This is a genomic window from Lewinella sp. (genome assembly GCF_050633125.1).
Classification (GTDB): domain Bacteria; phylum Bacteroidota; class Bacteroidia; order Chitinophagales; family Saprospiraceae; genus Lewinella.
The window spans coordinates 153,087-173,778 of the sequence record NZ_JBOEFX010000021.1 but is presented as its reverse complement, the minus strand read 5'-3'; the positions used below and the strand labels follow the sequence as shown (position 1 = coordinate 173,778).

Annotated in this window: 13 protein-coding genes; 3 read left to right on the top strand and 10 right to left on the bottom strand. The window is 45.7% G+C overall.

Features of this window, described 5'->3' with window-relative positions:
* Positions 1-181 precede the first annotated feature (181 nt).
* From ACRBG0_RS06170 to ACRBG0_RS06150, 5 genes are all read right to left on the bottom strand, one after another.
* A complete protein-coding gene (locus ACRBG0_RS06170; protein ID WP_431486029.1) occupies positions 182-787 on the bottom strand; it encodes a hypothetical protein in 606 nt (201 codons plus the stop codon).
* Positions 788-1,060: 273 nt separating this feature from the next.
* On the bottom strand, positions 1,061-2,464 hold the full coding sequence (locus ACRBG0_RS06165; protein ID WP_431486028.1) for a tetratricopeptide repeat protein: 1,404 nt from the start codon (positions 2,462-2,464) through the stop codon (positions 1,061-1,063).
* A gap of 138 nt (positions 2,465-2,602) precedes the next feature.
* A complete protein-coding gene (locus tag ACRBG0_RS06160) occupies positions 2,603-3,052 on the bottom strand; it encodes a hypothetical protein (RefSeq protein WP_431486027.1) in 450 nt (149 codons plus the stop codon).
* A gap of 26 nt (positions 3,053-3,078) precedes the next feature.
* On the bottom strand, positions 3,079-3,579 hold the full coding sequence (locus ACRBG0_RS06155; RefSeq protein WP_431486026.1) for a hypothetical protein: 501 nt from the start codon (positions 3,577-3,579) through the stop codon (positions 3,079-3,081).
* A gap of 170 nt (positions 3,580-3,749) precedes the next feature.
* Positions 3,750-4,262, bottom strand: a complete 513-nt coding sequence (locus ACRBG0_RS06150) for an RNA polymerase sigma factor (protein WP_431486025.1) — start codon at positions 4,260-4,262, stop codon at positions 3,750-3,752.
* 243 nt (positions 4,263-4,505) lie between these two features.
* Here ACRBG0_RS06150 and ACRBG0_RS06145 point away from each other — a divergent pair, with 243 nt between their 5' ends.
* Positions 4,506-6,302: a peptidoglycan-binding domain-containing protein gene (locus ACRBG0_RS06145; RefSeq protein ID WP_431486024.1), complete on the top strand. Its 1,797-nt coding sequence runs from the start codon at positions 4,506-4,508 to the stop codon at positions 6,300-6,302.
* Between the two features lie 517 nt (positions 6,303-6,819).
* Here the strand turns inward: ACRBG0_RS06145 and ACRBG0_RS06140 are convergent.
* A complete protein-coding gene (locus tag ACRBG0_RS06140) occupies positions 6,820-10,974 on the bottom strand; it encodes a hypothetical protein (protein ID WP_431486023.1) in 4,155 nt (1,384 codons plus the stop codon).
* Positions 10,975-11,434: 460 nt separating this feature from the next.
* Between ACRBG0_RS06140 and ACRBG0_RS06135 the strand changes: the two genes are divergently transcribed.
* Positions 11,435-12,613: a PorP/SprF family type IX secretion system membrane protein gene (locus ACRBG0_RS06135; RefSeq protein ID WP_431486022.1), complete on the top strand. Its 1,179-nt coding sequence runs from the start codon at positions 11,435-11,437 to the stop codon at positions 12,611-12,613.
* Positions 12,614-12,637: 24 nt separating this feature from the next.
* Positions 12,638-17,455, top strand: a complete 4,818-nt coding sequence (locus ACRBG0_RS06130) for a PKD domain-containing protein (protein WP_431486021.1) — start codon at positions 12,638-12,640, stop codon at positions 17,453-17,455.
* Between the two features lie 196 nt (positions 17,456-17,651).
* Here ACRBG0_RS06130 and ACRBG0_RS06125 read toward each other — a convergent pair whose 3' ends face one another.
* The 4 genes from ACRBG0_RS06125 to ACRBG0_RS06110 are packed head-to-tail and all read right to left on the bottom strand — an operon-like array spanning position 17,652 to position 20,400.
* Positions 17,652-18,602: a DUF3078 domain-containing protein gene (locus tag ACRBG0_RS06125; RefSeq protein ID WP_431486020.1), complete on the bottom strand. Its 951-nt coding sequence runs from the start codon at positions 18,600-18,602 to the stop codon at positions 17,652-17,654.
* 35 nt (positions 18,603-18,637) lie between these two features.
* Complete coding sequence (locus ACRBG0_RS06120; RefSeq protein ID WP_431486019.1) at positions 18,638-19,489, bottom strand: mechanosensitive ion channel family protein; 852 nt, start codon at positions 19,487-19,489, stop codon at positions 18,638-18,640.
* A gap of 39 nt (positions 19,490-19,528) precedes the next feature.
* Positions 19,529-19,813 (bottom strand): hypothetical protein, encoded by a 285-nt coding sequence (locus ACRBG0_RS06115; RefSeq protein ID WP_431486018.1) that lies wholly within the window; start codon positions 19,811-19,813, stop codon positions 19,529-19,531.
* 11 nt (positions 19,814-19,824) lie between these two features.
* Positions 19,825-20,400, bottom strand: a complete 576-nt coding sequence (locus tag ACRBG0_RS06110; RefSeq protein ID WP_431486017.1) for an RNA polymerase sigma factor — start codon at positions 20,398-20,400, stop codon at positions 19,825-19,827.
* Positions 20,401-20,692 lie beyond the last annotated feature (292 nt).

Below are 20,692 nucleotides of genomic sequence, written 5' to 3'. Positions count from 1 at the left end.
ATATGCAAAGATGGGCGCGAATTCTACCCTCTATTTCCTCTGCCCCATTCTACGCATTCTTCCTCGCATTTTCAATACCACATTGGTATTTAATCTATCCCATTAGGGGTGTATTTGAGTCACGCTTGGTTGTTCTAAATCATGCTTTCCAGAGGGAAACCACAATTACATTCTGAATATTTTATGCTTCGTCTTGTGCCTTTGCTGCCTTCATTTCATCAATTTTAGCGATCAAAGTGTTAGGAATATCATTGTCAGGATAATAATTATTGATTTGATAATCAACTTCTTTTGTAAATTCTTTTAAGTCCATGTCCAAAGAAAGATCTTTAAACATTGCCGTCAAACACGCTTCTTTTAGATTATTATTAGTTTTCCATATTTCAACTAAATCATTATTCATTAGTTCATAGTACATACTTGGTGCGGCCTCAAGAATTGCTATATACTCAATAATTAATTCTTCGATATTTTTATCAGCAGTTATTTGTTGAGTTCGAACCAGTTGTAGTCTACTAATTGTTAGACCATTTGATTGTTTCATTACGGCTTCCCAAAAGTCCAATTCTTCAGAGTGGCTCCAATTAAAGCCGTACCTGGAATCCCAATGTCCTGCGTTTATAGCCTTTCTAAGGATAATGATTGATTCTTCTTCTAGCTCTGTATATTCACTTATTAGCCTGAAGACAGATTCAAAATCATGTTTAGATAACAAGTGGTTTCTTATATTCTTTGCTTGAAGTGATAAGCTTGACTTTGAATTATATTCTCCTAATTGATAAAGCATTAATGATTCTGATTAATGAAGGGACTATTGAGTTAGCCACATTTTACGCATTCCTGTTCGCATTTTCAATATCCCAATTGGATATTTTCTCTGTCTCGTTAGGAAATAATTCGAGTCGCAGCTTGGGTGCTCTGTTAGGTATACATTCGAGCCGCACTTGGCGGTCCTTTATATATTCGCCCCGCAGGGACATCATCTCGCACAGCATTTTGTCAACATCAGGCTGGTTTTTGCTTTTCCTTGCGCCCATCTCGTTTTTATGCGCAATACTGATCAAACCTCTGGCCTATACAAACTAATGACCGCATTTACCTCTGCATCATTGCGCAGCAGTGGCTGCCAATCGAAGAGGTAAGTATGTTCTGGATAATAGTCCAGCAAGACCTCGGCTAGTTTGGCTAAAGCTTGTTGGCGTTGGCCACCGGCAAGCAAACAGGCGATATAACTGTACGCAATTTCGGCTTCGTATAAAGTCTCGTTGGCTTCTTCGAGCACCCTTAATGCATCTTGTGGCCTCAGCATTTCCAGGTAAAACCATGCGAGGTCGAGCCATAGTTGACTATTGTCTGGTGCTAGATCGAGCGCTACATCGTAGGCTTTTTCTGCTGCGTCGAAGTCATTGACAGAGAAAGCGGCTTCGGCCAATGCCTGGTAATAGTTTTCGTCTTCGCCGTTCATTCGAATAGCTTTACGAAAGAAACTCAATGCGACAGCCCATTTTTCCTGGGCAGCATAGCATTCGCCAATCTTAAAAATCACTTCATCATTGTGCGGCTCAATACGGGCGGCTTGCTCAAGGTAAGCAATAGCCGTTTCGTGCTGGTACATTTCATGGTAGCAACTGCCCATACGAAGCAGTAAGTCACCATCGGTGCCAAACCGTTCGGCCATCTCATTATAGGTCTCAAGCGCTTTATCGGGCTGATGGTTTTCGAAGGATAGCTCAGCGAAGTCGAGGTAAGCGTCTTCAAAATCAGGGTCAGCAAGGAACGCGTACTCGTAGGCTTCCAACGCGTCTTCTGATTTTCGCAAGTACGCGAGGGCTTGCCCCAGGTAATACCAGGCATAAGCATTATAGGGATCTTCGTCAATAATCTTATTGTAAAGCCCACAAGCTTCTTCATGCTTGCGGCAGAAGTCCGTGCAAAGGCTCACTCTTTCCAGGGCTCGTTCATTGGTCAAGTCGGCCTCTAGGGCTGCTTTTAGCGCGTAGAACATGTGCTCGTATTGCCCTTGTCGTTCGTAGGCTATCGATTCAACCAGTAGTATTTCACTCAGGTCTTCCGCACTTGCCTGCAATTTATAGGGAGCCAAGCGTGCTAATCCTGCCTGGTTTTTTCCGGTGCGGATAAATGCCTCTGCTAAGAGCAAATTGAGTTCAAAGTCACCAGGAGCAAAGGTAAGGGCGAGCTCTAAAATCTCGAGCGCCTGGGTATGTCGATTGGTATAGATTAAAAGCTGGGCTTGCTGTACATAAAAATCAGTAGAGAACTTGTATTGTTCACAGGCAAGACGAGCGACTGTGAGGGCTTTTTCAAACTGTTCTTCGTTCTGATAGTATTCTATTAAATCATGATAAGCTTCAACATCCAGAAAAGCAGTGGACTCGCCTGTTTCGTAGGCGGTTACCAAGTCAACAATCCTGGTGTCCCAATCATCTTTTCTTCGTCTATTCATATCTTTGTGTTGGACTGGAATCAATCTTGTAGCTTACCTCTCGGGGCTTCCTATATTATACGTAAGAAAGCAGCTAATTTGTTACAAAACAAAGCAAAAGAAATGAATCATTCCATACAAGATACAAAAGTCTGGTAGCTATCCGCCATTACTTCTGCCAGATTGTTGTCGGCGATCTCGAATTTGACGAAGTAAATCTCTTTTAAATTCAGTTTCTGCTTGGGGCAACAGCATAAGTTTACGCGCCGGAACCTTGGTCTTTGCGTCAATGTAAAACTGGCGTTTTAGCTGTAACATGGCTTCATCTAGCTCGAGTCGGCGTAAGATTAACTGCTCGGCTTCGGCCTCCGTCGTGGGCCGCGACCTTTCTGTGCGGAAAGATTTTTTGAGACTTGCTTTTTCTTCCTCATATTCATTAAACACCTGCCAAAAGTGGGCGGCTTCTGTGCTGTTTAGTTTTAGACGTTGGGTGATATAAGCCGCACGCTGCGCACGAATCTGATCATTCTCCGGCACCCAGTCACCATCTTGTGCCAGGATACTCAAAGTAAGTATTACGCAGCATAGCAGGAGCGATAGTTTTTGCATTATCATAACTTTACTGTCGTTTTTTATTAAATATTTTCATCAAAAAAATCTGAAACGTCCATCTCGTCCAACCAGTCTTCTGCTTCCAGGTATTCCTCAATGGCTTCTGTGCTGATACCATTGCCTGGAACCATTTCGTTCTCGGCCTCAATAGCAGATGCAGCTAACAGGTCTACCTCAAAATCGTCGAGGTTACTCGCTACGTAATCCTGAAGGTCTTCTGTCGAAATACCACTCCAGTCTGGTTCCACAGATGCAGCGGTCAGGGTATTTCCAGAATTTGGATACCAGGACCAGTAACCCACTGCAAGTAGGACCGCCGCCGCTACGGCTATCCGTAAAAAGCGATTCAAACGAACAACCTTACCAATTTCTGGCTTAGTGGTGGCGGCATCCAGTACCTCGCCAGTCAACTGTTCAAGATAGCCTGACGGGAGTTCCCATTGCGGTACTTTTCCTTGTTTTTCTAACAAGTATTCCGCTTTTTGTTCGCGGAGTTCTTGCCTGATATTTTTTTGCTCTTTCATCTTAGTATTGCGCGGAAAATAAACTGCGATTTAGCTTCACTGCTTCTTCGAGGTTTCTCAATGTTTTCAAAGTAGTTAAAACGCTTTAAGTGAATCGCTCATTCAACTAGTTTGAAAACAACCACGTAATAGTGGCGTAACCAAATCGCTTTTTATTTTCGTGCTGTTTCTTATTTACTTAATTGGGCTTCAATTTTCTTAACTGCATGATGGTAACTGGCTTTCAAAGCTCCCACCGAAGTGGTAAAAATGTCGGACATTTCCTGGTAGCTTTTTTCTTCAAAATACCGCAAGCTGAACACTGCTTTTTGCTTTGGCGGCAATTGGGCGATAGCTTGATCCAATCGCTCCCGCACGTAGGCGCCATCCATGTGTAACTCTGCGCGAGCTTCGGGCAATACATAATCATCATTGCCGGGGCTCACAAATAAACGCCGCTGTCTTTTTCGGCGTTCCAAAAAAGTGAGTGCTTCATTGGTAGCAATTCGGTACAACCACGTATACAACTGGCTGTTGCCCTGAAATCGCTCGATACCTCGATAGGTTTTCACCAAAGCGTTTTGCAAAACATCATTAGTATCCTCGTGGCTATGCACCATGCGGCGAATATGCTGATACAACCGATCGCCATAGGTATTCACCAACAGTCGGAAGCCTCGCTCTCGTTGGGCGGGTTCTTGCATAAGACGCAAAATTTCCTGATCAGTATCGGCTGGCAGCAATATTAACAGCTTTTGGGTTTAATAGACTTGATGTTTCTATATAGTACCAGAAACTTGGACTTCTGAGTTTCGTTTAAGTTTAAAGGTAGGCTTCGTTTTTTATCAAGCTATACGTTTTTCTATAATGTATTCGTTTATTTTGCCGAACCCTATTTAGAGCAAGTCCCAAACATGCTCTTACTCCTGGTACCAAAATAGTATAGCATGAACAAACTTCTTATTTTACTACTGCTCGGCAGTTTCTCCATCTGGCAGCCTTTGACTGGCCAAGATTATTATACCGCTTTTGTAGGCTCTTTTGTAGAAGTCCGGCCTCAGGATTTTTCTAAAATCCGTTCATTGGGCTTTCTTTACGTACAAACAGGCGAAGGCAATTTACAACAAGTTTTTCTTGGGCAGTACCCCAAAATCACCGCAGCAGAAGAGATTGTGGAAGCATTACAAGCCGAAGGTTTTACAAGTGCCCAGGCCCTTCCGGGGAAATATACGCAAGGTATAGACGTGCCTGTGATCCAGATTGCTACCCGTTATTCGAGTAAAGTGATCAACTGGCAAGATTTGAGCAGGGCCGGTTCTCTGAATGTGTTATTGGCCGATGGTGCCGTAAAAGTACTGACAGGCACCTTCCCCGATGTGGAAACAGCCAAAGCCCAACTTCCTCGTATCCGTAGCCTAGGTTTCGAAGATGCTTTTGTGAAAATGGTCAATAGTGGCCGCCTATTACCCGTAACCAATTTAGCTACAGGTATCAAAGAAGATCTTATTCCCTTGAATCTTTCGGATCAAAGTACGGTTTCTCCAACAGATACACGCGGGCCAGGAACACCTGTCCGCCCAGAAGAAATGGACGTTTCAGAGAGTGGTATTATTACCAAAAATCCACCTACTGTTCCTCGCCCCAACACTCCTGATGTTTCTGCTCCGTCCACGCCTACCAACAATCCAACAACATCTCCTATTGAGCAGCCAGTAAGTGTGGTAAGCTCAGCTGAGGAAAAGCCTGTGTCTCGCTTGCCAGAAATTAGAGGTAATGTAAAACGAAATTCCGTTATAGCATTACAGCGCGTGCTCAAGAATAGCGGTTTCTACCAAAGTAGCCTTGATGGTTATTATGGCAATGGTACCACCCAGGCCTATGAACAGATGCGCACGCAAGATTTTACGGTACGAAAGTACCAGCAGTTGATTCCTTTTTACCAAAATGTGAATACGACTAAGAAGCAAAATGCGCTGCAGCTAGCGATTCGTGAACTGCCTTATGACCCCAACGCGCCGTTAGTGATTGAAGGCGATCAAACAGCGATAGGGTTGGCTTATCAAGCTTACCTTTCCTTTACGAGCTTAGGTGCTAGTGGAGAGGTCAATCAATTGATGAATGATGCCATTAAGGCGGCTTATATGAATAGTGGCGTAAGCACCAGCGTGTTCAATTATCGGGCTACTTATGCTTACCAAGGGCTGGATCAGCTTCTACTTCACCTCTTTTACGTACACGCGGCCCCAGCGGTGAGTTACTTGCTGCCTTGCTGGGTGAATGATCGGCATCCGGCAGCTACCCAAAGTGCGTTCGAACAAATGGGGGATTATCGCCGATTGCTTCAGCAAGAAAACTGCGGCACCTTTACTGCTTGGCCCGAAGTGCAGTTGCTACAAACCATTGCGATGGACCTCAATCCTGCTGCTATCACACAAACAGAAGCATTGCAGGAAGCAGCAGGCCGCCAAAACATCCTTTATGGTCAGACAAAAGGCCTGCCCGCTACAGAAGCCACCATGCTAGAGACCTGGCAGCAAAACCTGTTCCGCAACGTTGATCGCTGGTCGGGTGCAGACCCTCTCCTTGCGCCTACAGCTCAGGCGCTAAAGATGGCTTACTTTCAGGCGCAAGTCAGAATCGAAGACCATTTTCTTGATCAAGGCGTGACGGAGGCAGTAGCCCGGCAGTTGTCTATCGCTTCGCTCCGTGCGATTGCGGGAGTGCCTTTGAAGCGGTTTGAGTAAGGGGATTCACTGTTGAATGTGGAATAAGTTCTTAGCAATGAATGCAAATCATGATTAAACCAATGACGTCACTTATGAATAAATTATTTTTCAGTCTTTAATATTAGTTTTTATTACTTCCTGTGCTTCTATTTCCCATGAATCATTGGAGAGAAAAGCTCAGTTAGAGACTGAAATTCGTGAGAAAGTGATGTTTCTATCACTCACTACGGAAGCAATGCGGGTTACCGTACAGGCATGACAATAAACCTTACGAGTGGAAATAGTTTAGTCATTTGATCCAATTCAGATAATGGAGGGGCGCTGGGCAATGAACTACTTTTATTAGCCTCACAGGTATACAACTGGCAGCACTTTAGGCAAAAAAGTGTATCTAGGAAGCAAGTAAGTCCCAGTGACTTAAAGCAATTGTCAGATGAATACAATTGGAACAATCAATTAAATCGTTCACACTCAAGGACACTGCTGTTAAATTATAATAACGGTAATGATCGCTACACGCAGTTATTGCGCGTATTTACAACCCAGAAGGGTCAAACTGACGATTCACTCCAAACCACTTCAGCGTCCGTTCTCCTAATCCGGGAGCCGATACGTGAATGAGGTAAACACCACTAGCAATTGTAACCTGGTGGAAGTTTTTCAAATCCCACTCTAGATCAGGGGAGATCTGATCGCGATCAATTGCGCGGTTTGAACCCGTAGGCACATCACCTACCTCGTTTCGCTCGTACTTTCTGATGAATTTACCACCCAGTGAATAGATGGTCACGGTGCACTTCGCCGGTAGATTAGAGATTTTTACGATATTCTCAAACGGAGAGCTCTCATAGCTAGAAAATCCATAGTAGGGGTTTGGAATAACATTGATTGCTTGCAGTGCATCAGTCAAACCGATTTCCTCTAAATCAGTGGCCTGTTTTCCTTCAAGTGTGAAGCGGTAAGTTGGATAGCCATTAAACTCGCCTGTACCTTCCTTTACCTGATAAGCATTGTCTACCCGCAGTTTTACAATCACATCCTCAGGAATCAAACCATCCGCATAGCTCAATAGCTGGCGCCTGGGGGGCAACGTAATCATACCCGTCCACTGAATAGACTTTATCGCCTGTATCTTACGCAATGCACTACCGTCCCCCAGGCGCTCACGTAGCTCCGTACAGCGGTCGTAAGGCTGGTCTGTTACGTAAATGAAATGCTGACCACCTGATATGTAGTTGAATGGAGAAATACCTGCTGTAGCCCCGCCAGTAGGGATGAAGAATTCACCGTGTGGATTAAACATCATGTCACCACCCGTGTTGGTCACTGCTGTAAGTGAGTTACAGTCAGGATCAAGTCCTAATTGTGCCAGGTTGTCGCAGTCGTAAACAGAATTCTCACCAAAAAAGATATTTAAACGCTGGCCCGTTTCTACATCAATAGCATAACCGGGGAACCAGCCCATTCCTTCTTCTTCGCCAGCAGGTGGGTTAGTATCTGGCATGGGTAAGCCATCAGCATCAGCTTCCTTACTTACAGAAGCATGATCACGCAGGTCAAACATGTTACGCTCACCAACGGCAAAGTAGCCAGCATCCTCGTAGATTGGGTTCATCGTTTCGATGACCACACAACGGCTCCAAAGGGACTTGTCGTTGGTGAAGACGATATCCACATTGTTCAGTGTTTTCAGGCTGGTTCCATCACGAACGATTTGGTTACGATTACCTGGTACTACCCAAGCCGGCGTCAAATAGGGTAAGTTATTCTCATTGTCACGCCAGTTGGTCAGATAATAAGGGACCATGAAGCCATTCCCTAACTCAGCATAAGACTGGTTTGGATCTAATTCAAAATCAATATCAGTGGCGTTGGTTGTAGCCATGAAATCATAGATTGCTACGTCAAAGACCGGGTTGCCCGTCTGGATGGGTAGGTTGTTGCGAATGCCAAAGAACCAGGGTAATGCACTCGTGTGCTGGTATTCCTCGGCATAGCCACGAGCGCCATTAGACGCTACTTCAAAAGGCAATGTTCCTGCATCTGGAACTTGTGGTACTGTTACAGTGAACCCAAACTCACGAATGATTTGCTCATTCAAATCTGAGATCGCCGCTTCAGAGGTAATCACGGGAACACTACTATTGGTCAAGCTGCGTAGCGTCCAGTTGGTTGGTGCATCTAGCGCTGCATTATTCATGTTATCATCAACGAAAGTTAACTCATACTCGCCATCTTCTACATCAAGCGGGTTGAATATTTGTACGTTGATCGGGCCAAAGCCACTTTTGTAGGTTATTTCACCGCTGAAATCTACAGCATTACCCTGACGGATTAATCCTTCGATTTCTTCGCGAGTGCCATCTGAAATATCCAGGAAGTTAGCACCACTACCTGTACCATCAATACGCGTGATAATAGGCCCTTCTCCATAATGGGACTGTAGCTTACGGTCAAGAATTATACGTGGGATGACGGTATAGAAACCATTATTCGAGTCACCGATATTGCGGTCACTTTCTCGGTAAGGGGTTTGCTGGCCTAAATCTTCGCTTTGCCGGTTTTGGTCAAAATCCAGATAGTTGTTGTGTGCGTATGCTACTGCAGCAAAGTAATACTTTCGGTGATTCACCAAACGGCGGTCACCTTCCGCAAACTGATCTTCTTTTATGCTAAAGGTGTGGCGGATACCTTGGTTTTCACCATCAACCTGCAGTTTAGGAATAAGAAATGGTTCAGCAGTTGGTGTTTCATCATCACTGGGGCTTAATGGCTCCCAGTTGAAAATTTTAGCAACATCATTGCGCTTATCTACTTGGTAAACCAAGCGTACTTTCTCAGGGTCGTCCTGATCTGCCAAAGACACATCCGGGCCAGAGAACTGGAACAACTTATACCCCTCGAAGCGATACATGCTGTCTAGGCCACTCGGGACACCCAATCCTTGCTCCTGGTACCCCTCAAATGCGTTGTTTGAAGAAAATGGATCGTTAGAGAATACCGCAATAATTTCGCGGTCAAGCTCAATCCAGTCTACATTTGGAGCATCTGGGCCGTTGGGTATTAAGATACAGCCATCAAATAAGTTCTGCGCCATATTGTCTGCTCTTTGCAGACGGGCCAAGCTGGGGCAAGGATATTCTTGATCTGGCACCCAAACCATACCGACAACCAACTCGTTTACAGCACCGGGGTATAGCGTAAATGGCCCTGAAGCCTGAACAATACGGCGGTCACCAGTCGGCAGCCCTTCGGCGCACATCGACCATCCGTCGGGATCGTTGGGTGGGTCTACAAAGGCATAAGGCGTAATTGGGCCATCCTCCATATAACCATCACCACCATAGGTAAACGGAGTGCCGTCACGCCAACGGCCGGATAGGTAGTTGTAATATTCTTGTGGCGTATTAGGGTCCGTCCTGCCGTCGGGAATTCCAATAATACCAGGATTATTGTAGTAAGTGAAAGAGGACATTCCTAATTCATTTCCCATTTCATCCAATGGTCCCCGCAGGTAGTCAATACCTAAAATGGGTATTTCATCACAGTAGGTATTTATCCCCGAGTCACAAGTACAACCGTTGGTGCCGTCCAACTCGTCAGCATTATAGATATAGGCCAAATTACGGTCTACATCACAACCTATATAATCGTCGGTGTAGCAGCCGAGGTCGGGGTCGACCCACATCCCGAAGTAGGTACTATCAAGCTGCTCAATGGCTCGGTTGATCAGCTTGTAACGCTGAAAAGTCATGTTGTTGAGGTCATCGGTGGTTTGGTAGGCAAAAGCTTGGACCTGAATTTCCATCTGCATCTTATTTGGAGAACCCGACTCGCGATGGTCGTTACCAGCGTCGTTGTATATCCAGAAGATTATTTCATCGGGGGAGGACTGTGGTTCCACATCAAGGCAGCCGCGCATTTCAACAATAGGGTAGTCTCCCTCATCAGGCTCATAAAGACCGTCGTGATCCTGGTCCCAGAAACCAGCAAGTCCCTGCATGGTTTCCGGTAAACGGAACTGGTGAATACCTGCAAAGAAACGGTTACCGCGAGCAGGCCAACCCAAGATGTCTTCCGGAATACTTTCCGGGGCAAGCGGAATATCACCTTCTGCTAGTGCCCGACGCCATGCCTTGGCGTGAGCCTCCACATTAGCACCTTTTACGACAAAGAACTTATCCCATTGTGCACAAGTATCACGACCGACTGTACCACGGCGAGGGTCAGCGAGTGGACCGCCTTCATAATTGGGGTCACCTGTGTTGAGAGGGCCGGGATAAAAATCAAAGGCCCCACTCTCGCGGCCGTACGTTTGGGCCGCTATTTTTAGGTTGCCACCGGGGTCTTTTCCTCCCAACCAAACTGCACCGGCAAAGATGGAAGAAACTTCGGGTACCCCCGGTGGTGGTTTAGGAACAATGTAATGACCACTGTTGCCATCCCACCATAGGTCTCCACCAGTAGTTAGCCGTGCACGTACATTGTTGATTTGTTGATCAATCTTTGCAACAGCATTGTCGCAGTTTTCCCGAAACGATACCTGATTTGAGGTCTCATTGCCTGGACGGTTGTGCCGATTAGGGTTGATGTGAGCTTGCAGTGACGTTGTTAACACTAATAGTATCAATATTATCCCATTTCTGAACCACCTGTTTATTAATGTAAAAAGCACTAGAGAACGTTTCATATATTTATTTTTGTGCTATTCCACTGCCAAGTAAAAGTAGATCATGATAGAAAACTTCGAGGAATACATTTTTTTTAAAATCAGGTTCCTGATCTTTATATTTTTTATCCTCCCTTAGCCTTGCATTATTACCCATCTTTTACCTATCTTTGAAAAGTATAATATGTTATCCTGAATTTAGGGTTCCCATGAACCTGTCTTGAGAAAGCTTCACAACAAAACTCACAACCCCATTTATTTCCCCGGTTAAGTGAGTTACTGACTATTTAATTTTTGCGATAGTACGTAGGTATTGTCCCGCAAGGGAAACTACCTCTTATGCGCTGTGTATTCACAGCGTTACGAGTAGCTTTATTGCTAGCGTGCAAAGCTTTTTTAGTGCTGTAGCAAGCTGAAGCGGCTAGGTCAACCGACCTTGTCGTTGAGGTAAGTTATAGTACGTCCCAAAAACAACTTCAACATGGTACCCTTCTTTCACGTGCTGCTTCGTGCAGCTACGGTAGCCACGTGTTGGCTGCTATTCCAATCTCCGAGCCTCCGGGCCCAGGATTTTATCTTTTCTCAGTTTTTCAATACCCCTTTACACCTTAATCCGGCTTATGTCGGGATCAATGGCGGCTTGACGGGCACAGCTACCTATCGGCGGCAGTGGAATCAAATTCCCAATGGCTTCAACTCCTTTTATGCCTCCGTCGAGAGTTTTGAACCCTGTCTGCCGGGCGCTATCGGCCTCAGTTTCGCTCGTGACATCGAAGGCGAAGGCCTCTTGACTACAACGGCGGCCAAACTACAACTCGGCTTTGTAGCTCGCATTGAAGGGCGGCGTTCGGTGCACAATTTCCGTCTCGGGATCAGTCCTTATTGGATGGAAAAGCGAATTGATTGGGATCGCCTCGTTTTTTCAGACCAGTTAGATCCTCGTTTTGGAAACGTCAACGCTACGGCCTTCGACCCTGGGAGCCGCGTGCCGGTGCAGTTTGCTGGTGTCGATTTTGGGTTTATCCACCGGGTGGATATTCGCAAACGCGGAAAAGAAGACCTGCAATTCGATTACGGCATTGCGCTGAATAATTTACTCAACGTCAGCTTTAACACCGGCCCTATTGAATCTTTGCAGGGGCTAGACACGCCACTTCCTTTGCGCTGGACGGCACACGGGAGTCTTTACCTGCCTTTCCTCAGTGTTGGCAATGGTCAGATCAATCGCTTTCGGCTGGTGCCTCAATTTCGACTGGAAGGACAGGGCGGTATCAACGCAACGACCCTCGGCCTAACCGGCCTTTATCAAGGAGGATCACTGGGTTTGTTTTATCACAATAGCCACCCTTTCGCGGGTTTCCAAAATACAGACGCTTTAATCGCCTACCTGGGGCTGGCTTTTGATTTGGATAAGCGGCAAGCCTTGGAAATAGGCCTTAGCTACGATATCAACATTGGTGGCTTACGTTCCGCTTCTGGTGGTGTAGTGGAAGTTAATATTCGCTACTACCTCCAAAGTGGTGGTTTGTTCTGTAGTGTGCTCAGCCCTGGCGGCGCGGGCAAGGGAAGACCCGGTGGACGAAGCCGCAAAGGAAGCGTGCAATGCCCACCTGTAGGTCGTAGTCATCACCGCCGTTGGAACAATAGCTGGTATCGTTAACTCCCCAAAAACCGTCTGAATACAATGCAACTATTAATACGTTTTTCGCTTCTGGTATTGATCGGAAGCTTAAGTTTTACTTTAAATGCTCAATGTATCACCGACGAGTGTGGTGATATTTTTGCCGACTGGGCCTTGCTCAGCGAAGAAATTACCGTTTGCGAAGGAGCCACCTTTGAAGTGATTAACCAAACGATCATGCCTGATATCGATTTCTACGTCTGGGATTGGGGCAATGGCGATCGGGATACCGTTTATGAAGTTTCTAATTACTTCTACACCTATCTTTTTGATGAAGGAACCGCCTGCTCGTCGGGTAATGACTTTGTTGTTTACAATATAAGCCTGGAAATTTACCGTTTTTGCGAGGAGGGGCAGAGTTGTCATACTCAGATTGCGCCCGTGGCGATACGTTTTAAGCCACGTGCAAATTTCAGTGCCCCTCCTATCGTTTGCGCCGGAGATTCTATCTCGCTAACCAATGGCAGTTGCCACGGCGACGAATACCTATGGTCATTTGGTGATGGGACGACCTCTACGGAACCTAACCCGGATCATGTTTTCGATACTTCGGGTGTATATGATGTAACCCTCGTAGTAACTAATCAATGTGGAACAGACAGCCTTACCCTACCTGTAGAGGTACTCGACAAACCTGTAGCCGGAAGTACAGCCAACGGAAGCGATGCAGCCATAGGTTGTGTCCCCTTGACCGTTACGTTTGGTAACAACTCTGCTTTTGCAGATGATTATCTATGGACTTTCCCTGATAGTGCAGGTGTCGTTTTTCTGGACACGTTCAATGCGCAAAGTCCAACTCCTACGGTGGAGTTTACGGTACCAGGGACTTATACCGTCAGCTTACAAGCCAACAATCTTTGTGGGAGCAATGAATGGACAACAACCGTAACGGTGCTGGCGCCTCCCCTTATCGAATTGGAAGAAATACCGACTTTTTGTGATTCTGCCAGCGTACAACTAGGCGATTATTTACTCACGGAAGGAGATATCAGTACCTACAATTGGTCGGTGAGCGGGCCTTCCATGCCTAATATTCCCAATGGAGCCAACCCATTAGTAAATTTTAACCAGATAGGTGACTACGCTATTGACCTAGTGGTCAGTAACGGGTATTGCCCGGATGCAAGTGATAATACCGTGCTTTCTATTCAGGGATCCGAGGTGGTGTTGCTGGAGTTATCACCCCTCGGTCCCATTTGCGATGCTTCCGACCCAGTTTCCTTAACTGCATCCCCCGCAGGAGGATTCTGGTCGGGGCTCGGCATCGATTCCAGCGGTGTTTTTGACCCCGCCATTACCGGCTTAGGATCGTTTAATGTGCAATACCAAATTCTGGATGGGGCTTGCGTTTATGGAGACAGCATGAGTGTTGATATTTTATTAGGTGAAAGTGTTACGATAGACGAAGATCTTGACCTATGCGAAAATGAAGCTTTAGTGCAGTTGGACTTTAACCCCACTGGCGGCACTTGGTCAGGTACGGGTATTGTAGATGAACAGCAAGGTATTTTTGACCCAGGCCTTAGTGGTGCAGGTGCCTTTGATCTTGTTTACAGTCTGCTGGATAGCAGCAATTGTTTGCTCCGAAAGGAGACCATCGTAAATGTACAAGCACTACCTACGCTGACCGCACCTGACACTTCGGCTTTTTGCATAGACGCAGGAACCTTGATCCTGGAAGATGAACTCAGTCCATCGACCATGCCTGCCGGTGGGCAATTGAGTTGGAGCGGTAATTTTATTACAGATAGTACCAATGGCACCTTTACCAGCCCTGGGGAAGGCATATATCCCGTGCAATTATCTTATGAACTCGATGTATGTACCGCTGCGACAGAAGTAATTATTACGATTATTGACCCAGAAGAAGCTGTGGTGGGCCCAGATCAAAGCGTCTGTATCAGCGAAGGTTCGATTACACTGACGGGTACTCCTGCTGGCGGGCAATGGGCTGGCCCCGGCATCGTGGACCCTTTCTCTGGCGAAGTAGATTTGGCTGCAGCTGGCAGTGGTTCTTTTGATTACACCTATACCATTGCTGAAGGCAGTAGCTGTGAAGTCAGTGATGCTTTGATGCTGGACATTCAAGGGCCGGGTAACCTAGATGCAGGCACTAATTTAGCTTTTTGCGTAGGGAGTGGTGCCCAAAACTTACCAACCCCCACTCCGGCAGGCGGCACTTGGTCGGGCACAGCTTTAGCAGACCCTGATCAAGGACTTATCAATACCGATCAGCTCTTGTTGGATACGGTATATTGGTACCAATACTCAATTACCAACGCCAGTACGGGCTGTAGTTTTGCTGATAGCGTTGGGGTCGAAATACAAGCCATTCCTGATGCTGCGTTCAGTGTGCCGGACTATGTGTGTACTGCGGCTGATATTCGTTTGGGCGCAAGCCCACAAGATGGCGTCAGCTACACTTGGTTGATTGATGGAACTCAAATGCTAAATGGAGATAGTGTAAGTTTTTCGATGACGAACACGGGAACTTTTTCAGTAGCCTTAACAGCAACTAACACTGCTGGTTGTAGTCGTTTGGCAGATGGAGAACTAGTAGTGGCAAGTTTGCCCAACGCTGCTTTTGCATTGGATACGCCAACAGGCTGTGGACCTCTGAGCGTTAATTTTGCAGATGCCAGCACTGGCGTTGATTTACAATACGACTGGACACTAGGCAACGGACAAAGTAGTACGCTCTCCAACCCTCAGGACATTGTTTATGCACCAGGGCTTTTTGACACCACCTATCAAGTAATGGTAGCCGTGAGCAATGCGTGTGGGGCTGTCGAAGCAATGGATACCGTGAGGGTCTTGTCGCGACCAGTAGCCGGATTTGGCATCCCGGTAGATGACGGCTGTGGACCTTTGGAAATCAGCTTCGCCAATACCAGCTTGGGAAATGCAGAGAGTTACTTTTGGAACTTTGGTAACGGTTTCACTTCTCAGGATTCTTTGCCCGGTATGCAGATCTTTACCACGCCAGATACCGCTGCCACAACTTATATGATTCAGCTGATTGCGAGTAACAGTTGTGGGAGTGATACTAGCTTCCAAGAACTGTTGGTTACCCCCAGTAATGTCACGCCTTTTTTCGGGGTAGATACTACGCAAGGTTGCGTGCCCTTGAGCGTAGATTTTACCAACTATTCTTCCTTTGGGTCGGCGGTGAGCTGGAATTTTGGTGACGGTACCACCTCTGACCAAGCAAACCCTGTGCATACTTTCGTGAATCCGGGATACTATACCGTCTATCAGTATGCAATTACCGCTTGTAGCGAAGATTCTACGTCCATCAATATCGAAGTTTTGCCCAGTCCGGAGGCTTTATTTAGCCACCCGCCGGTCATTTGCCCGGATCAAGACATTGTTTTCACAAATGAGTCTTCTGACTTTCAGACGGTATTTTGGGATTTTGGCGACGGCCGCAACAGTACCGCTATTAACCCTGTTCATCGCTATGATCAGCCAGGAACCTATCAAGTGACGATGATAATTAGTAACACGGCTTATTCCTGTCAATCCAATTTCACCAGTACCGTTACTGTTAGCGAAAGGCCCGAAAGCATGGTGCTCACAGAAGGCGCAAGTGGCTGTCCGCCCCTAGATGTTTGCTTCAATGCAACGGCAACAAACGCTGATTTTTATGAATGGAATTTCGGAGATCAGAACAGTTCTACGACGCTGAACCCTTGCCACACATTTACGACATCGGGCTTATATACGGTCAGTTTGAGAACGGCTGACTTACAGGGGTGCTTTTCTAGTTACGACACCGTTAGCGTGGTCGTCTTTGAAGAGCCGCAAGCGAGTTTTGCCTTACCGGAAGAAGTCTACTGCGGCGAACAGCAGGTGATTGATTTTGTCAATACCAGCACCGGAGCGACTTCCTACAGTTGGACGTTTAGCAATGGCATAAACAGTAGTCTTACGTCTCCAAGCATCACCTTTTCGGGGCAAGGGGAATACAATGCACAGTTATTGGCCAGCAACACCTTTGGCTGTCAGGATATTATTCAGCGTAATTTCCGTATTGCCCCTCAGCCATTAGCGGATTTTGCACCTGTTCTGATAGACGATTGTGCACCACAGACGGTTGTTTTTGATAACGAGACGCTTAATTCCACCGACTACTACTGGGATTTTGGCAACGGAGAAATTTCCACGGAGCCCAATCCCGTGATTGAATACAATGAAGCTGGTAGCTATGATGTAAGTCTGGTAGCTTCTTATAATAATCTTTGTTTTGATTCCTTACAGCTCAGTGGCAGTGTCAATCTATTGCCTAGGCCGGTGGCGGCTTTTAGCTGGGAGTTGCCTACAGCTATGTATCGTGGAATTGTGCTCTTCAATAACGAGAGCACCGGCGCTGATAACTATTTATGGAATTTCGGAAATGGTGCTAGTAGTACAGAAACTGACCCAGTACACGATTACGAGCAGAACGGAAGTTGGCAAACAGCACTCATTGCCAGCTCGCTGAATGGCTGCACAGACACCGCGTATGTAGATGTTAATCCCGATTTCATGTACGACATCTTCTTTCCCAATGCCCTATCACCAGAAAGTGGTAGTGGTGATGTGCGCGTCTTCAAGCCTGTGGGAATTGGCCTTGCTTCGTGGACGCTGGAAATATTTTCACCTTGGGGCCAAAGGGTTTTCGTTTCCGAAGAACTGAGTGAAGATCAACCCGCCGCAGCTTGGGATGGTCGCTACAAAGAGGAGATTCTCCCCCAAGGAGCCTATGCCTACAAGGCCAAAGTCGAATACCTCAATGGCGTGCAACGGATTTACACGGGGAGCGTAACCTTGTTGAGGTGATTTATTGGTGTAAAGGTTAGATGATAGGTCTAAGGAGGTAAAAGTTGTGAATAATAGTTTAGCTTAATTGTTGAATTCACGAATTCAATGATGACTGTTCATCCGCTTATTTCAACGTGGTTTATACAAAAAAAGATGCCGATTTACGGAAATGTAAATCGGCATGTTTTTAAACTAAAGCTACTTTTAGCTAAAATTACTTAGCAGAAATTGCGTAAGACAAGCCTAAAATCCAGTACGTCTGGAGCGGGTTGTCGGTTTTTTCAGCGGCAAGCGCTTCCTGCTTGTTGTTACGTAAGCCGATGTCTAGACCGATACCGATGCCTTTTACAGCAGTAGATAAGCCGTTGACCCAAGTCCAGTTAGACAGGTCGCTGCCTTCGTAGCTGGCAAAAGCCGAGAGGTTAGATTTCCAAGCAATGCTTTTGGTGAGCTGGCAGGTATAATCTGCGACCACTTTTGCACCAAGCGAAGATTCGAAATCGAAATCTGCATCAGAGAAAACGAAGTTGTAGTTCAATGGGTGCACTACGACCACGAGGTCTTTGATTGGCGTCCAGGTAGCTCCGACACCAAGGTCAAGATAGCCAGGGTTGTTGAAGCGACCATCTAGGATAGAGGTACGATATTCGCCCAAAGTAGAGATGGCAATCTTGTCTGACAATTTGTAGCCGTACAAAGAGGTGATATTGAAGGCATCAGCTGAAACCTGAAAATCGCCATTATCATCTGGATTGTCTTTGTTGTCAAACTTCAACCAACCAAGGGTCAGGTTAAGGTTATTACGCCAAAAGGCCTTTTCAAAATCTGCATTAGCAAAACCAGTAGAAGAGAAACCGATGTTAATCGCGCTGGTATTCGGCTGGTCACGCAAAAGCCAGTCGTTGAAAGTTGAAAAATTGAGCCCTACATTGCCCAATAGGCCCGTGTCCCAGCGTGGGTAAGGGGTCAGTTGATCCGTCAAGCCTGCCACTTCGCCTTTTAGGGCGTCTACTTTACCTGTGAGTTCAGCTAGCTCACCTTTGAGCTTTGCCAACTCAGCAGCTTTTTCATCTTTCATTGCTTGCAGCTCTTCCGTTGTTTGGGCTGCAATAGGTTGCAAAGCCATCATTAGTACGATGGCCAAAAAGGTAGATAATCCTTTCATTTCAAAATTGGTTTAATATAAGAGGTTTTGGAAGCCTAGTCTTCCAGGTCTTCATTCTCTTTAAGCGGCATGAAGCGCGCGCGTCGATGAATGATATAATGATTGTTAGATAATTTACTCAAAGGTACGATGAGCTCTCCCTCTTTCATGCGCAAAGTGAGGGTCGTCGTGTCCATATTGATCACTTCTCCTCTTTGGCCGTCTACGGTGATTTCGTCGCCTACGGCAAACCGGCCTTTGTTGTAGAAAGCGGCCAGCATATTTGACATCAGAGGACGAGAAGCCAAGCCGTAGCCAATAGAAAAAGCAAAAATCACACCACCAAGGATAATGGAAATGTTATTCTCCATGAAAGTGGTTTGCAATTCCGCTTGCTTCAGTGTAATCAAGGCTACGTTGAGGAATAAAAAGTAGAAAATTACATTAGCCAGCAACTTAGCAGAGCCAATTCCCAATGATTCACAGGCTGTCTGGACCATTTTTTTAATCAAATCACAGAAAAGTATACCAATGAGGAATACAAAAAATGCGGAAAGGGCTTTCGGAATATAGTTAATAATATCCGTCATTAAATCAGATATCGCCTCCATTCCCAATACATCCACAGCAGCCATGATAAAGACAAAAAGTATCAGGTAATAGACGATGCCGGAAATCATCGCACTGGGCTTGATGTCAATATCTGTATTGGCCACCATGTCGATATCATTTAAACGATCGGCTAGCTTGTCGACACCGCTTTTGGCTAATAGTTTACCGATTACTCTGCGTAATGTTTTAGCAAGAATTAAGCCTACTAAAAATACAACAAAGGCTGTTAATAGGCTCGGAATGACCTCTAACATGGCCATCAACTGTGTCGTAATCGTCGTGAAAATTTGATCCATAAGCAGAAAAATATGGGTAGCGGTTTTACTAAAAGTAAGTTATAGGTTTGGGTATTTTTTGTCTCGACCAGCTGTTTGGTCAGGGTCAAGCCTGCCACTAGAAGGAGTTGATTCTTCGTCGCGCTGACTGTTTGCACTAGCCATGCCCACAACGGTATCCACAAACCGTGACAAGTAAACATCAGCGATGTTTCCCAGGAATCGAACGGTACCAAGGGTGCCGTCTAAGCCGGATTTTATTTTTCTATCTGTTGATCCTTCAAAGAAATTCCGGATCTGATGATCCTCCATTTCTTCAAATGGATTACGCCCCTTTTCGTCCATTACTTTAGAATTTATGCTTCTATGGCAAAGCTTTCTTCCCGAATTTTTCTGGCTCTTTCCTTTGCCCGCTTAATTTGCATTTTAATAGCACTCTCTGATTTTCCAAACTGTTCTGCGATATCTTTGATTTGCTCACCATCCTGATACTTCATCAGGAGAATCGCGCGATCTCCAGCTTTAAGGCTGTCCATCACCTGCTCTAATTGAAGCAGGTTGAGCTCTAGCATTTCTTTGTCTGGAATATTGTCTTCGGCCATGTCTGGAGCTTTCTCCATCTCATCAGAAAAAACAGCCTTCTCTTTCTTTTTCTTCCGAATGTAATCGATGCAAAAATTGTAAGTAATCGAATACAACCAAGTAGAAAATTTAGACTTTTCGTTGAAGCGCCCCAGGTTTAAGAAGATTTTGGTAAAAATCTCCTGAGTCGCATCTTCAGCCAAAGCAGTATCTCCTAAGAGCGTCAAGCACTTAGCATATACTTTTCCAGAATATCGCTGGTACAGCAAATTAAAACAACGCGATGCCTGAGAATCCAAATAACTGTGGATTACATCAAGATCATTCATCTGTGCATTACAAGCGGACATGCATTATTAGCTTTTATCAACATCTGTAGCACAAGCGAACTTGGCTTTTAGACGCAAATTGATGCAAAAGATACAGGTAAAGGTTAATTTTTTTTAGACCTGTGCACTAAAACGTTAAGAACGACTTAAAAAGACTACTTTATTTCGCTACAAAAGTAATAACATTATTCGATTGTTTTTTTCCTCCAAACAAAATCGTGAAACAAGCTCCTAGGGACCATGCCGATCCCGACTGCATCAGTCGGGATCGGCACTAGGCTGTCGGTCGCTCCACTCCTGCCCATCCCTTGCC

What these genes read in the sequence shown, in the direction of transcription:
- ACRBG0_RS06150 (WP_431486025.1), bottom strand. Translation starts at nt 4,262, where the DNA reads ATGCAAGAACCCGCCCAACGAGAGCGAGGCTTCCGACTGTTGGTGAAT.
- ACRBG0_RS06120 (WP_431486019.1), bottom strand. Translation starts at nt 19,489, where the DNA reads ATGGATCAAATTTTCACGACGATTACGACACAGTTGATGGCCATGTTA.
- ACRBG0_RS06125 (WP_431486020.1), bottom strand. Translation starts at nt 18,602, where the DNA reads ATGAAAGGATTATCTACCTTTTTGGCCATCGTACTAATGATGGCTTTG.
- ACRBG0_RS06145 (WP_431486024.1), top strand. Translation starts at nt 4,506, where the DNA reads ATGAACAAACTTCTTATTTTACTACTGCTCGGCAGTTTCTCCATCTGG.
- ACRBG0_RS06155 (WP_431486026.1), bottom strand. Translation starts at nt 3,579, where the DNA reads ATGAAAGAGCAAAAAAATATCAGGCAAGAACTCCGCGAACAAAAAGCG.
- ACRBG0_RS06165 (WP_431486028.1), bottom strand. Translation starts at nt 2,464, where the DNA reads ATGAATAGACGAAGAAAAGATGATTGGGACACCAGGATTGTTGACTTG.
- ACRBG0_RS06135 (WP_431486022.1), top strand. Translation starts at nt 11,435, where the DNA reads ATGGTACCCTTCTTTCACGTGCTGCTTCGTGCAGCTACGGTAGCCACG.
- ACRBG0_RS06140 (WP_431486023.1), bottom strand. Translation starts at nt 10,974, where the DNA reads ATGAAACGTTCTCTAGTGCTTTTTACATTAATAAACAGGTGGTTCAGA.
- ACRBG0_RS06110 (WP_431486017.1), bottom strand. Translation starts at nt 20,400, where the DNA reads ATGTCCGCTTGTAATGCACAGATGAATGATCTTGATGTAATCCACAGT.
- ACRBG0_RS06160 (WP_431486027.1), bottom strand. Translation starts at nt 3,052, where the DNA reads ATGCAAAAACTATCGCTCCTGCTATGCTGCGTAATACTTACTTTGAGT.
- ACRBG0_RS06115 (WP_431486018.1), bottom strand. Translation starts at nt 19,813, where the DNA reads ATGGACGAAAAGGGGCGTAATCCATTTGAAGAAATGGAGGATCATCAG.
- ACRBG0_RS06130 (WP_431486021.1), top strand. Translation starts at nt 12,638, where the DNA reads ATGCAACTATTAATACGTTTTTCGCTTCTGGTATTGATCGGAAGCTTA.
- ACRBG0_RS06170 (WP_431486029.1), bottom strand. Translation starts at nt 787, where the DNA reads ATGCTTTATCAATTAGGAGAATATAATTCAAAGTCAAGCTTATCACTT.